Annotated in this window: 12 protein-coding genes and 2 pseudogenes; 4 read left to right on the plus strand and 10 right to left on the minus strand. The window is 72.2% G+C overall.

Annotated features, from left to right (window positions below; all coding sequences use genetic code 11):
• The 7 genes from B1L11_RS07140 to B1L11_RS46580 all read right to left on the minus strand — a co-directional run.
• On the minus strand, positions 1-612 hold a 612-nt coding region (locus B1L11_RS07140), incomplete at its 3' end, for a B12-binding domain-containing protein (RefSeq protein ID WP_256862296.1).
• The gene (locus tag B1L11_RS07145; protein ID WP_079313754.1) at positions 606-2,195 is read right to left on the minus strand and encodes a PP2C family protein-serine/threonine phosphatase; all 1,590 of its coding nucleotides are present in this window, start codon (positions 2,193-2,195) and stop codon (positions 606-608) included. The genes B1L11_RS07145 and B1L11_RS07140, both read right to left, overlap by 7 nt.
• 129 nt (positions 2,196-2,324) lie before the next feature.
• Positions 2,325-2,633, minus strand: coding sequence for a cellulose binding domain-containing protein (locus B1L11_RS46575; protein WP_179155021.1), 309 nt, complete (start codon positions 2,631-2,633; stop codon positions 2,325-2,327).
• Positions 2,521-3,966 (minus strand): cellulase family glycosylhydrolase, encoded by a 1,446-nt coding sequence (locus tag B1L11_RS07155; RefSeq protein WP_079313756.1) that lies wholly within the window; start codon positions 3,964-3,966, stop codon positions 2,521-2,523. The genes B1L11_RS46575 and B1L11_RS07155 overlap by 113 nt, the downstream gene beginning before the upstream one ends.
• Positions 3,967-4,127: 161 nt before the next feature.
• Positions 4,128-5,819 carry a cellulase family glycosylhydrolase gene (locus B1L11_RS07160; protein WP_256862316.1) on the minus strand — a complete coding sequence of 564 codons (1,692 nt, stop codon included), beginning with the start codon at positions 5,817-5,819 and terminating at the stop codon, positions 4,128-4,130.
• A 31-nt stretch (positions 5,820-5,850) separates the two neighbouring features.
• Entirely contained in the window at positions 5,851-6,444 is a 594-nt protein-coding gene (locus tag B1L11_RS49960) for an ROK family protein (RefSeq protein WP_256862297.1), read from the minus strand.
• Positions 6,414-6,773, minus strand: a complete 360-nt coding sequence (locus tag B1L11_RS46580) for an ROK family protein (protein ID WP_179155020.1) — start codon at positions 6,771-6,773, stop codon at positions 6,414-6,416. The genes B1L11_RS49960 and B1L11_RS46580 overlap by 31 nt, the downstream gene beginning before the upstream one ends.
• Positions 6,774-7,111: 338 nt before the next feature.
• On the opposite strand from B1L11_RS46580, the pseudogene B1L11_RS49965 reads away from it, so the two are divergent.
• Together B1L11_RS49965 and B1L11_RS49970 are read left to right on the plus strand one after the other, a co-directional pair.
• Positions 7,112-7,393, plus strand: a pseudogene (locus B1L11_RS49965) (TSUP family transporter); the annotation flags it as partial.
• Positions 7,394-7,505: 112 nt separating this feature from the next.
• Positions 7,506-8,006: a sulfite exporter TauE/SafE family protein gene (locus tag B1L11_RS49970; RefSeq protein WP_256862298.1), complete on the plus strand. Its 501-nt coding sequence runs from the start codon at positions 7,506-7,508 to the stop codon at positions 8,004-8,006.
• Here the strand turns inward: B1L11_RS49970 and B1L11_RS07175 are convergent.
• The gene (locus B1L11_RS07175; RefSeq protein ID WP_079313758.1) at positions 7,988-8,701 is read right to left on the minus strand and encodes a dienelactone hydrolase family protein; all 714 of its coding nucleotides are present in this window, start codon (positions 8,699-8,701) and stop codon (positions 7,988-7,990) included. The genes B1L11_RS49970 and B1L11_RS07175 overlap by 19 nt on opposite strands.
• 151 nt (positions 8,702-8,852) lie before the next feature.
• Here B1L11_RS07175 and B1L11_RS07180 point away from each other — a divergent pair, with 151 nt between their 5' ends.
• Positions 8,853-9,932 carry an alpha/beta fold hydrolase gene (locus B1L11_RS07180; protein WP_079313759.1) on the plus strand — a complete coding sequence of 360 codons (1,080 nt, stop codon included), beginning with the start codon at positions 8,853-8,855 and terminating at the stop codon, positions 9,930-9,932.
• On the opposite strand, the gene B1L11_RS07185 is transcribed toward B1L11_RS07180, so the two are convergent.
• Complete coding sequence (locus B1L11_RS07185) at positions 9,835-10,800, minus strand: LLM class F420-dependent oxidoreductase (RefSeq protein WP_079313760.1); 966 nt, start codon at positions 10,798-10,800, stop codon at positions 9,835-9,837. The two genes, B1L11_RS07180 and B1L11_RS07185, sit on opposite strands and share 98 nt — an antisense overlap.
• Positions 10,801-10,828: 28 nt before the next feature.
• Positions 10,829-11,995: pseudogene (locus B1L11_RS07190) on the minus strand (NADH:flavin oxidoreductase/NADH oxidase).
• Positions 11,996-12,034: 39 nt separating this feature from the next.
• On the opposite strand from B1L11_RS07190, the gene B1L11_RS07195 reads away from it, so the two are divergent.
• The gene (locus B1L11_RS07195; RefSeq protein ID WP_079313761.1) at positions 12,035-12,376 is read left to right on the plus strand and encodes a helix-turn-helix transcriptional regulator; all 342 of its coding nucleotides are present in this window, start codon (positions 12,035-12,037) and stop codon (positions 12,374-12,376) included.
• The last annotated feature ends 33 nt before the right edge of the window (positions 12,377-12,409 follow it).

A 12,409-nucleotide genomic window follows, 5' to 3' on the forward strand; every position in this document is an offset into this window, starting at 1 on the left:
CGGGCCGCCGCGCGCGGTGGGCGCCCACGCCTCCGCGCCGAGCAGGCGGGCGAAGCGGCCGTCGGCGCCGAACCCGGCCCCACCGGCCAGCACGGGAATGCCCACGGCCTGGCAGGCCGCGATGGTGGCGTGCGCGCGGGGCAGCCGGGTCGGCAGCGTGCAGCCGAGCGCGACCACGTCGGGCCCGGTCTGGTGCAGGTGCGTGATCAGATGCGGGCCGGGCACGCTGGCCCCCAGGAAGTCGACCTGCCACCCCCGCAGGCGCAGCACCTCCGCCATGATGCGGGTGGGCAGCGCGTGATACTCGCCGTCGGCGCAGGCCACGGCCACCCGGCCGCGGGTCGGAGTAGGCCGGACACGCCCGCTGACGGCGGCCACGGCGCGCTCGCTGATCGCGGTCGCCCCGTGCTCGCGCGCCACCGACCACTCGTTCGACGCCCACAGCTCGCCCACGCGGCGCTGGCCCGGGGCGATGATCCGCAGCAGCACGTCCTCGGCGGACACACCCTCGTCCATCAGGCCCAGGACCAGGTCGACCGCGCCGTACTCGTCGGCCCGGCCGATCAGGTCCAGGTAGCGCCCGGTGGCCGCCTCCAGGTCGTGCGTCACCACGATGTCTCCGTCCGCCCCGTCCCCGCCCGTACGGCGAGCAGGGCGCGGTCGTCCTGCTGCCCGCCCCGGCCACCGCCGAGCCACTCGGTGCTGAGCTGCTCCAGCCGCTCCACCAGTGCCTCGGCCGGCATTCCCGCACAGGTCGCCAGCGCCTCCTTCAGCCGTGCCTCGCCGTACATCTCCCGGCCGCTCGGGCCGCCGAACGCCTCGGTGATGCCGTCGCTGTACAGCAGGCACACCTCGCCGGGCGCCAGGTCGAGCGTGGCGGGCCTCAGGGTGATCTTCTTCAGCGCGCCGAGGATGGAGCCGCGGACCGCGACCTCCTCCACCGTGCCGTCCCTGCGCAGGACCAGCGGCGGCGGATGCCCGGCCACGGCCAGGTCGACCAGCACGTGATCGCCGGGTGCGGTCCGCAGCGCGGCCAGGATCATCGTGACGTAGGAGTTCGGCGACGGGGAGGCGAGCAGCGACCGGTTGAGTAGTTCCAGCAGCCGGTCGGGACGGCTTTCCAGCAGCAGCAGCGTACGCAGGCTGTGGCGGACCTGACCGGCCAGGACCGCCGCACGGGCGCCCTTGCCGCAGACGTCGCCCAGGATGACCAGCGGCGGCCGTTCCACGATCCCGCTGTCGGGCGCCGCGTCGGGCAGGTAGACGTCGTAGAAGTCGCCGCCGATGGCGCCCGCCTGCTGCGAGGCCCGCAGCCGGCCGGCCAGCCGCATGCCCTCGATCTCCGGAAGGTCGGGCGGCAGCAGGTCACCGGTCAGGATCGTGTTGATCGTGCTCTGCTCCCGGAACAGGGAGGCCGCCGAGATCGCGGCGCCGGCCCGGGTCGCGAGATCGCGCGCCATCGCCTGGTCGTCGTCGTCGAACGGCGACCGCCCGGCGCCGCGGGCGAGCACGATCGCCCCGGCGGGCACGCCGTTGCCGGGCAGCGGGAGCACCAGCAGGTGGCCCGCCGGGCCGAACCCCTCCGGCAGCAGCCAGTCGGGCGCGCCGCCCGGGTCCTGTTGTCCTGCGACGCCGTGCCGCAGGCCCGCGAGCGCGTCGGTCAGACCGGGCACCTCCGCCGCCGCGGCGGCCGGCAACGTGCCCTCCTCCGGTCCGTACCGGCCGGCGACGGCGCGCACCCACTCCATCCGGCGGCGGGAGGTGGGCGGCAGCAGCACGATCGCCACGTCGGACAGGAAGTCGGCGCCCAGCTCCGTCGCGGCCCGGGCGCACCGGTCCGGGTTGAGCGAGGCGGACAGGCGGCGTCCCGCCTCCAGCAGGAACTCGGTGCGCCGCGCCGCGCTCAGGTCGGTGAGATACCAGGCAAGCCGGCCGTCGCCGACCGCCTCCGTGCGGATCCGGATCGCCCGGCCGCCGTGGATCACGGTCCGGCCTTCGGGAGCGGACGGGACGGAGTCGAGCGGCGCGGGCACGTGCAGGCCCGGCTCGACCCGCGGCACCAGGCGGACCGCCACCGCGTTGGCCAGCGTCACGACGCCCTCCGCGTCGCTCAGCACGATGCCCTCGCCGCTGCCTTCGAGCAGCGCCGCCACGAGATCGGGGGACAACCGTACGGCGCCGGTGGCGCCTTTCACCCGTGCGTTCCCGTCATGGCCGCGTCCCCCGATTCCGATTCGTTCCTCCAGCCTACCTTTGCCCCATAAACGGAAATATGCACTGGTTGCCGCGGGCCGGGGCGTGTCCCGGCCCGCGGCGGGACGGGCTCAGCCCTTGGCGCAGACGGCGCCGTTGAGCGTGAACTGTGCGGGGACGCCGTTGGTGCCGGTGGTGGACCTGCCGTTCAGGCCGAAGTTGACGGAGCCGCCGGCCGGGATGGTGCCCGTCCACGACTCGTTGACGGCCGTGACCCGCTTGCCGCTCTGGGTCGCCTTGGCGTTCCAGACGCTGTTGATCGTCTGGTCACCCGGGAAGGAGAAGACGAGCGTCCAGCCGTTGATCGCCGTCGCGCCGCCGTTCTTGATCGTGACGTCGGCGTTGAAGCTGCTCCCCCAGTCCGAGAGCCGGTACGTCACCGTACACGCGGCGGGCGTCACCGACGGCGAAGGAGACGGGGACGGAGAGGCGGAGGGAGAGGGAGAGGGAGAGGGCGGACGGGGACGGGGACGGGCTGTTCGAGGGGCCGGCGCCGTTCCTGGCCGCCTGCCGCTGCGAGTGGGCGCGGAAGGCCGCCAGCTCAGGGGCGCCCGCGGAGACGCCGAACTTCCCGTCCACGCTGCGGTCCTGATACCACCAGAACGCGCTGCCGTCGCCGTCGGCCGCCTCGAAGTCGGGGAACAACGCGCTCCACCAGGCGGAGCGATCGACGTTGTGCACGTTGAACTCGCCCATGAAGAACGGCTTGCCGACGAGGGTGTGCGAGTCGGAGATCCACGCCCGGATCAGCGCCTTGGTCTGGTCGATGCTCAGGTTCGCCCAGGACTCGGTCGGATAGGGGTGGGCCGAGGTGAAGTCGACGTACGGCGACTGATGGATGAAGACGAACGGATTGCCCTCGTCACCGCCGAAGCCGTATTTCGTGCCGTGTCCCTCCAGGCCGGTGCCCAGCATGTGGTTGGGGTCGATCCCCTTCACGAAGGCGCCCATCTCGTCGACCCACGCGCGCAGGGTCGTTCCGCTGACGTTCTCCGAGGCGCTCTGGTCCTGGTAGCGGGGCTCGTTCATCAGCTCCCAGGCGAAGATCGTCGGATCGTCCTTGTATTTGATCCCGTTGTAGTGGTTGACGCGGTCGAGCGCGTGGCCGACGTAGTTCTTGTACGAGGTGAAGCAGCCGGGGCACCTCGTCTTGTCGAAGAACGCGGCCCGTCCCGGGTGGCCGCCGGACAGGCCCTCCCACTGGAGCCGGGTGTCGATGCCGCCGTAGGCCTCCCAGTAGTTCTCGAAGACCGGGATCAGCCGGACGCCGTGCGCCTTGGCCGACTGGATGATGTAGTCGAACTGGGCGAACTCCTGCTCGTTGTAGACGCCCTTGGACTTCTCGAACCCGTGCCAGTCCTCGTGGCTGAACATCCACACCCGCAGGACCGTGACCTTGTCGGCCTGGAGGTTCGCGAAGTGCGCGTCGATCCGCGCCTTGTCCATGTACTGCGTCTCGGTGTCGCCCGAGCCGCTGCCGAACGTGAACAGGTCGTAGGTGTTCGCGCCGGCGAAGTAGAAGGTCCTGCCGTCGAGGCAGAAGTGGATCCCGCACCGGTAGGCGAATCCCGCGGGGACCGCGGCCTGGACGGTGGCAGCCCCGGCGCGCCGCGCCGACGCGCCGGTGAGAACCGGCACGAGAGCGAGCAGGGCCGCGGCGATCACGACGAGGACGGCGGGCAGACGGCGTAAGGCAGGGGGGTGGTCCTTCACGTGCTTCTCCCTGAATCGGTTGAGCGCCGGAATCAGAAGGTCTTCCGATTGCCCTTGAGTCAAAAACTCAACCAGTTAAGTTTCAAGACCCAAAAGTGGGGGCGGTCGGGAGGCGCGGGCCGGGGGTCGGGACCGGCCCGCGCCTGCTCCTGCTCCGCCCCCTACTCGGCCCGGATGTCGTCGATGTGGAAGGTGCCGGGGCTCACCCAGACGAACATGCCGCGCACGTCCTTGAGGTCCTCCGTGGTGCAGGACATCGCCGAGGTGAGGTCGATCTCCACCGTCCCCGTGCCGTCCTGGTTCTGCCAGCCCCAGGTGGACTGGCACCACGCCCAGCCGGAGCCGGTCTGCAGCGCGACGCTGGTCGAGGTGCCCGCGGCCCCCGTCTTGATGTCGTACTTCAGCGTGCCCTTGGCCGACAGGTCGGCGGGCTCGGGGAAGGCCGCGCCGAACCAACCGCCGCCGGTCGCGTCCACCCGCAGTCCGTGCGTGCCGTCGGTGGCCCACTCGGCAGACTGGGCGACCGTGCCGGCGTCGCTCTGCCAGTTGCCGGGCGCCCAGCCCTGCACGCCGTCCTCGAAGGAGAACAGCCTGATCGCCGCGCCCGGGTCGGGCTTGACGGTCACCGTGATCGTGGCGGTGCCGGACCACCGCAGCAGGCTGTCACGCACCCGGTACGTCGCCGAGGCCCGGCCGCTGAAGCCCTCCGCGGGGGTGAAGGCGACCTTCCCAGACGCGTCGGCGGTGAAGGTGCCGCCGGTCACGGTCAGGCTCGCCTGACGGCCCGCCGTGGCCGGGTCGAGATCGAGTGTCTCCGGCCTGATCCTGGCGAGGTACGCGACGTCGTTGGCGGTGGCGTCCACCGTGACCGCCGTGCCGGAGGTCGTGACGGCCGTGTCGTCGTCGGCCACCGGCGGGAAGAGCGGCAGCCTGCCGCGGATCGCCGCCGAGGCGTTGGTGATCGTCGTGCACACCGGACTGGGACAGTAGACGGTGAAGCCGTCGTAGTCGGGGTAGAGCGTGCCGTCGTCCTGCGTGCCCGCGATCAGCCAGTACAGGAAGCCCGCGCCGCCGCCGGACACGAAGGCGTCCGTCCACTCCCGGTAGACGGGGTTGCGCACGGCCTTGCTCAGCAGGCCGAACTCGCCGAGCATCACCGGCTTGCCGATCCTGCGGCCGTCGGCGAGGTGCTTCTTGATCCAGGTCGTGCCCCAGGCGGCGTCCTTGCCCCATCCGTCCGGATAGAGGTGCAGGGACATCAGGTCCATCTTCGGCAGCTTCGCCAGCGCGACGGTGTCCACGCCCTCGCCGCAGTTGTCGGTCCAGTCGGAGCCGCCCGGGTCGGTGCAGTAGAAGCCCTCGTCACCCGCGCTCACCAGGTGCTTGGCGTCCACCGACTTGACGTGCCGGGACATCTCGTCGGCCCAGGCCGTGACGGTGGCCCCGACATTGGCCGTGGTGCAGCCGGACGAGGTCGGGTAGTTGCCCGACCCCTTGCACCGGGGCTCGTTGGCCAGCTCCCAGGCCATGATCGTGGGGTCGTCCTTGTAGGCCACGCCGGTCAGCGTGTTGACCCGGTTGAGCAGGTGGGTGATCCAGCCCTTGAACCAGCCCTTGATCGTCGGGTTCGTGTAGAAGTCGTCGTGATACTGGCCCTTGGCCCAACGGACGTACTGGTCCATGCCGCCATAGGCGTTCCAGTTATTGACGAACGGGATGACCAGCTTGATCCCGGACTGCCTGGCCTTCCACAGCACGTAGTCGAGGTGCTCCAGGCCGTCCGCCCCGTCGTTGTAGGCGGGCTTGGTCCCGTCCCAATACTGGAAGTAGACGCCGTCCGCCTTGCCCTGGATGGAGTCGGACCGTCGGGGAGGCCCGGGCCGGTCAGGTGCCCGGGTCGTCGTCCTGCAACAGGACGAGGGCGGCGGCGCCGAAGAGCCCGGCGTCGCGGCCCAGGGAGGTCGGGTCCACCCGCAGGCGCCGCAGGAAGCCGAGCCCGGCGTTCCTCTCGATCGCCTGCCTGAGCGGGTCGAAAAGGATCGGCCCCGCCGCGGCCACGCCCCCTCCGATGACGACGTGGTCGAGGTCGAACAGGGCGGACGCCGTGAGCACGGCGGTGGCCAGCGCGTCGGCGGCGCGCCGAAAGGCGAGCGTGGCGGTGGGATGCCCGGCCCGGGCGTCGGCGGCCAGCGCCCGCGCGTCCTCACCGGTCCAGCCGTTCGCGGCGGCCCACCGCACCATGCCGGGCCCGCTCGCGATGGTCTCGACACAGCCGACGCCGCCGCAGGGGCACGGCTCGCCACCGGGATCCACTGTGATGTGGCCGATGTGCCCGGCGTTGCCCGTCGGGCCGACGTACGGCACGCCGTCGAGGACGAAGCCCCCGCCGACGCCGGTGGAGACCACCATGCCGAGCATGGCGCGGCTCCGGGCCGCGCCGTCCTCGCTCAGGCCGCGCCACCACTCCCCGAGCGCCATGCACTGGGCGTCGCCCGCGAGCCGTACGGGCCGCCGGGCAGCACCTCGCCGAGCGCGTCCACCAGCGGGAACTCGCGCCAGGCGGGGATGTTCACGGGACTGACGGTGCCCCGGCGCGGGTCGAGCGGCCCGGCCGAGCCCACCCCGATCCCGTCGAGGCGGGCGGGCGGCACGCGCTCGGTGATCCGGTTCACGACCTCCGACAGCGTCCGGTCGGCCGAGCCCGGGCCGCGCAGCGGCACCTCGGCGCGGGCCAGCATCTCGCCGTCGGGCGCGACGGCCGCGGCGGCGAACTTCGTGCCGCCGATGTCCACCGCGAGGACGGTCATCGCCGCATCCCCAGCCCTTCACCACATGTCACTTAACCGGATAAGTCCCGGCAAAGGTATTGGGTGCGTGACCACCACGTCAACGGGTGATCACCGGTGTGATCCTCCCGCGACCTCCCACAGTCTCGATCACGGCGGGAAAGCGCAGCCAGGCGCGGGTGACCGGCCCGTCACGGGGTACGCCGCGACAGATCGGCCGAACCGGTTCAGCCAGAAAGGTTCACCACGACAGGGGGTATCCATAATTCCGATGGGTTAGGTAGGGTTAGCGGGTGCATTTCGACTACACCATGGCGATCGGCTCGTTTCTGGTCGCCGTCGTCGTCGGCCTCACCGGTATGGGTGGCGGCGCGCTCATGACGCCCATGCTCGTGACGTTCTTCGGCGTGCCGCCCCTCGCCGCCGTCTCCAGCGACCTCGTCGCCGCCGCCGTCATGAAACCGGTGGGCAGCCTCGTGCACCTGCGCCGGGGGACGGTCAACCTGAGGCTCGTCGCCTGGCTGTGCGCCGGCTCGGTCCCCGCGGCGTTCTGCGGGGTGCTCATCGCCCGCGCCCTCGGCAAGGGCGAGGCCGTGCAGGAGGTGATCCAGAAGGGTCTCGGCGTCGCCCTGCTCATCGCGGCGGGGGGCCTGGCCGTCCGCGGCTACCTCGCCATGCGCGACCGCGCCGAGGGCCGCACCCCCCGAGACCGGCCGCCGCACCGCCGCCCCCGGCGAACCGGCCGCGACCGAGATGCCCTCCGTCACCGTACGGCCGCTGCCGACCGCACTGGTCGGGGCCGTCGGCGGGCTGGTGGTCGGCATCACCTCGGTCGGCTCCGGCTCACTCATCATCGTGGCCCTGCTGGCGCTCTACCCCGCGCTGAAGGCCAACCAGCTCGTCGGGACCGACCTCGTCCAGGCCGTGCCGCTCGTCATGTCGGCCGCGCTCGGGCACCTGCTGTTCGGCGAGTTCACGCTGTCGGTCACGGTCGCGCTGCTGGCGGGCTCCATCCCCGGCGTCTACCTCGGCTCGCGGATCTCCTCGCGCGCCCCCGGCGGGCTGATCCGCCGCGTCCTGGCGTTCGTGCTGCTCGCCTCGGCGCTGAAGATGTTCGGCGTCGGCAACACCGAGACCGTCTGGGTGCTGGTCGCCGTGCTGCTGCTCGCCCCGGCCTTCTGGATGGTCCTGCGTGTGCGGTGCGGCCTGCCCGCGCTTCCCCGGAAGCGGGAGGCTCAGACCGCCGGGAGGTGACGGCTCAGGAAGTCCATGGCCAGCGCCCACGCCGTACGGCCCGCCTCCGGGTTGTGGAACATCGGCGCGAAGAAGTTGTGGAAGGCGTGGCCGGCCTCCTCCTGCACGTGGACCTCCACGTCCGGCCGTCCGGCCGCCGCCTCCTCCACGACCGCCACCCTGTCGCGGGGGATGTAGGGGTCCCGGCCGCCGAAGTGGAACTGGATCGGGCAGCGGATGTCGCCCATCAGCTGCGGCGCGTCCGGCACGGCCGAGCCGTAGAAGGACACCACGGCCGACAGGCCGCTCCCGTCGGCGCGGGCCGCGATCGCGTAGGCCAGCGAGCCGCCGAGGCAGAAGCCGAGCGCGCCGGTCCCGCCCGTCACCTCGGGCCGCGCCGTGAGCGCGGCCAGCGCGGCGGCGCAGTCGTCCGCGCCCTTCTCCGGGTCGAAGTCCGCCGACAGCTCCAGTGAGGCGCGCAGCCCCTCCTCGTCGTGCGCGGCCGCCCAGCCGGGCCGCAGCCGCCAGAACAGGTCCGGCACGCCCACGACATAGCCGAGGGCGGCGAGGTCGGCGGCGACGGCCCTGATGTAGTCGCTCACGCCCCAGATCTCCGGGATCAGCAGCAGCCCCGGGCCGCTCCCCCGCTCCGGAATCCACAGGCGCAGGTCGAAGCCGCCGTCCGCGACCGTCACCGTCTGCGTGCGCTCGGACATCGTTCCTCCCATCCGCGGTGCCGACCGCGATCATCTCACGCGCCGTCAGACCTCCGGCGTGCGGCCTCGCGGCGGCCATACGGGCGAGGTAACGACGGTCCCGCCGGACGGACGATCCCGGAGGCCGCCCGGGCCGGGAGGATCGGGAGACGTGATCAAAGCGATGGCCGCGCTCCTCGCCGCAGCCGCCCTCCTCGCCTCATTGCAGGGCTGCGCCTCGCCGCCCCGCCCGCGCCCGGCCTCCGACTGCGGTCCCGGCGCGACCTGCGGCACCCTGCGGGTGCCGCTCGACCGGACCGACCCGGCGGCGGGCACGGTCACGATCGGCTACACACTGGTGCGCCACCTCGACGGCTCGCGGCCCGCGCAGGGGACGGTCGTGCCCAACCCCGGCGGCCCCGGTGCCTCGGCGACCGCCGCCCTCGCCATGTACGCCACCGGCTACCGCGACCTGCTCAGAACCCACGACCTGCTGCTGGTCGACCCGCGCGGGACCGGTGTGTCGGACCCGCTGCGCTGCCGGGCGGCCTCCGGAGTGACCACCGCGAGCCCGCGGGCCGAGATCGTGGCGGCGATCGGCGCCTGTGGCGCCGAACTGGGTGACCGGGCCCGCCACTACACGACGGCCGCCGCCGCGGACGACATCGACGCCGTCCGCGCTCACCTGGGGATCGACCGGCTCGACCTGCTCGGCCAGTCGTACGGCACCTATCTGATGACCGTCTATGCCCGGCGCCACCCGGACCACGTCGGGTCGATCGTGCTGTCGGGGGCCTACCCGCTGCGGTTCGACCCGTGGGCCAGGCAGAACGCGCGGGCCCTGCGCCGCGCGGTCGGCGCGTTGTGCGACCGTTCACGCGGCGCGTGCGAGGGCCGGGCGGTGCTGGCGGACCTCGCCGCGGTCGCCGCCCGCCTGCGGCGGAGCCCGGTGCCACTGGAGGGCGGTCTGCTGGACGAGGCGGCCCTCGCCGGAATGGTCTACCAGGTCGCGTCGGACGACCCCGAGCTGTTCGGGCGGCTGCCCGCGATCCTGCGCCGGGCCGCCGGCGGCGACACCGGGCCGCTCGCGGAGCTGGCCGGACAGGTCCGCGACGGCGCGGTGAGAGACGGCGACGACTTCAGCGTCGCCCTTTCTAGAGGTCGCGCAGCGCCGGGAGGAGCTCCTTCTCCGACCACTCGAAGAACTCCCGCTGGTGCTCCCGTCCGACCTGCACGAGCGCGAGGTGGGTGAAGCCGGCCTCGGTGTACTGCCGCACGGCCTCGACCACGGCGCCGACGTCCGCGCCGCAGGGCACCTTCTCGGCCACGTCCTCCGGCCGTACGGTCTCGGTCGCGGCGGCGAAGTTCACCGGCGCGGGCAGCTCCGACATGACCTTCCAGCCGGCCACCGACCAGCGCCACAGGCGGTGCGCCCGCTCGATCGCGGCGTCCTTGTCGGGGTCGTAGCAGACGGCCAGCTGGCCGTAGACGGGCTTGCCCTCGCCGCCGGACGCGGCGAACTTCTCCACCAGCGACCCGTCCGGGTCGGTCGCCACGAGGCCGTCGCCGAGCTCGGCCGCGATGTCCACCGACTGCTCGCCGGACGCGGCGACCGCGATGGGCACCGGCCGTTCGGGCAGGTCGAACAGCCGGGCCGAGTCGATGTCGAAGTACTCGCCGCGGTAGTTGCGGTAACCGCCCTGGAAGAGCTCCTTGATGACCTCGATGGCCTCGCGGAACATGTCGTGCCGGGTGTTGACCGGCGGCCAGCCGTGCCCCACCACGTGCTCGTTCAGGTTCTCGCCCGCGCCCACGCCGAGCGTGAACCGGCCGTCGCTGAGCACGCCCATCGTGGCCGCCTTCTGCGCCACCACCGCCGGGTGGTAGCGCATGATCGGGCACGTCACGTAGGTCATCAGCGGCAGCCGTTCGGTGGCCTGCGCCACCGCGCCCAGCACCGACCAGGCGTACGGAGAGTGGCCCATCTCCTCAAGCCACGGGAAGTAGTGGTCGGAGATGACCGCATAGCCGAACCCCACTCGCTCGGCCGTGACCGCGTCCTCCACCAGTTCCTTCGCGGGTGACTGCTCGCACATGAGTGTGAATCCGATCTCTGCCATACGGCCACCCCTACCCACTGGCGCGCGGTCAGACCGCGCGGTGGTACTGGTCGGGCCACCGCCCGGGCACACCCAGTCCCCGAGAACGCAACTCGCGCGCCGCCAGGTTCGGCCAGTAGGGGTTGCGCAGCAGCTCACGGCCGAGCATGACCGCGTCGGCCTGCCCGGAGGCGACGATCTCCTCCGCCTGGCGCGGCTCGGTGATGAGGCCGACGGCCGACGTGGGCAGGTCGGTCTCCGCCTTCACGCGGGCCGCGAACGGCACCTGATATCCCGGCTCCACCGGGATCCTGGCCTTCGGCGCGTTGCCGCCCGTCGAGACGTCGAGCAGGTCCACCCCGTGGGCGAGCAGTTCCTTGGCCAGCCGCACCGTGTCGTCGGCCGTCCAGCCCTCGCGGGGGTCCTCGGGGTTCTCGCTCAGCCAGTCGGTGGCCGAGATCCGGAAGAACAGCGGCAGCTCGTCCGGCCACTCGGCGCGTACGGCGTCGACCACCTCCAGGGCGAAGCGGGCGCGGTTGGCGAAGGAGCCGCCGTACGCGTCGGTGCGCCGGTTGCTGAACGGCGACAGGAACTCGTGGATCAGGTAGCCGTGGGCGCCGTGGATCTCCACCACCTTGAAGCCCGCCGCGAGCGCGCGCCGCGCGGCCGCCGCGAAGTCCTCCACCACCCGCCGGATGTCCGCCTCGCTCAGCTCCTCCGGCACCGGGTGGCCCTCGTCGAACGGGATCGGGCTGGGCGCGACCGGTTGCCAGCCGTGCTGCTCGGGGCCGACCGGCGCGCCGCCGCGCCAGGAACGGTCGGTGGACGCCTTGCGCCCGGCGTGGCCGAGCTGGATGCCGGGCACCGCGCCGTGCTCGGTGAGGAACCGGGTGATGCGGCCGAACTGCGCTTGTTGGCGCTCGTTCCACAGCCCGAGGTCGGCGGGGCTGATCCGGCCCTCGGGGGGACACGGCGGTGGCCTCGACCACGATCAGACCGCCCCGCCCACCGCCCGGGAGCCGAGATGGGTGAGGTGCCAGTCGGTGGGCACGCCCTGCTCGGGCCCCTCCACGGCCGCGCTGTACTGGCACATCGGCGCCATCCAGACGCGGTTGGGGATGGTCAGGCTCCGCAGGGTCAGAGGCTCGAACAACGCGCTCACGCCGCGCTCCTCTCTCATCGGGACCCTTGTACGATAGCTTCCGTAGTACGGCATCTGTCAAACTACGAAGACCTTCGTACAAGGGGAGGCCCGATGACCCCGCAACCCCGGACGCTCGACCATCCGGACCGGTCCGAGATCCGGCTGGAGGACGTGCTGCACGCGCTGTCCGACCCCGTACGCCTCCAGATCGTGTGCTTCCTGTCCACCGAGGGCGAGTCCTCCTGCTCCGCGATCGACCTCGCGGTCAGCAAGTCGACGACCACCCACCACTTCCGGGTGCTCCGCGAGGCGGGCGTGATCAGGCAGGTCTACCAGGGAACCGCGAAGATGAGCTCCCTGCGCCGCGAGGATCTCGACGCCCTCTTCCCCGGTCTGCTCGACACCGTGGTCACCGCGTACGAGGCCCAGCAGGCCAGGACTGTGACCGTTTAAACGAACTTGACCAGTCACGCCCCTTTGCCGTAC

This window comes from Microbispora sp. GKU 823, from assembly GCF_002027145.1.
Taxonomy (GTDB): Bacteria; Actinomycetota; Actinomycetes; order Streptosporangiales; family Streptosporangiaceae; genus Microbispora; species Microbispora siamensis.

Coding starts and splice junctions, on each gene's coding strand:
- B1L11_RS49960 (WP_256862297.1), bottom strand. CDS start 6,444: ATGGCGCTCGGGGAGTGGTGGCGCGGCCTGAGCGAGGACGGCGCGGCC.
- B1L11_RS46580 (WP_179155020.1), bottom strand. CDS start 6,773: ATGACCGTCCTCGCGGTGGACATCGGCGGCACGAAGTTCGCCGCCGCG.
- B1L11_RS49970 (WP_256862298.1), top strand. CDS start 7,506: ATGCCCTCCGTCACCGTACGGCCGCTGCCGACCGCACTGGTCGGGGCC.
- B1L11_RS07175 (WP_079313758.1), bottom strand. CDS start 8,701: ATGTCCGAGCGCACGCAGACGGTGACGGTCGCGGACGGCGGCTTCGAC.
- B1L11_RS07185 (WP_079313760.1), bottom strand. CDS start 10,800: ATGGCAGAGATCGGATTCACACTCATGTGCGAGCAGTCACCCGCGAAG.
- B1L11_RS07195 (WP_079313761.1), top strand. CDS start 12,035: ATGACCCCGCAACCCCGGACGCTCGACCATCCGGACCGGTCCGAGATC.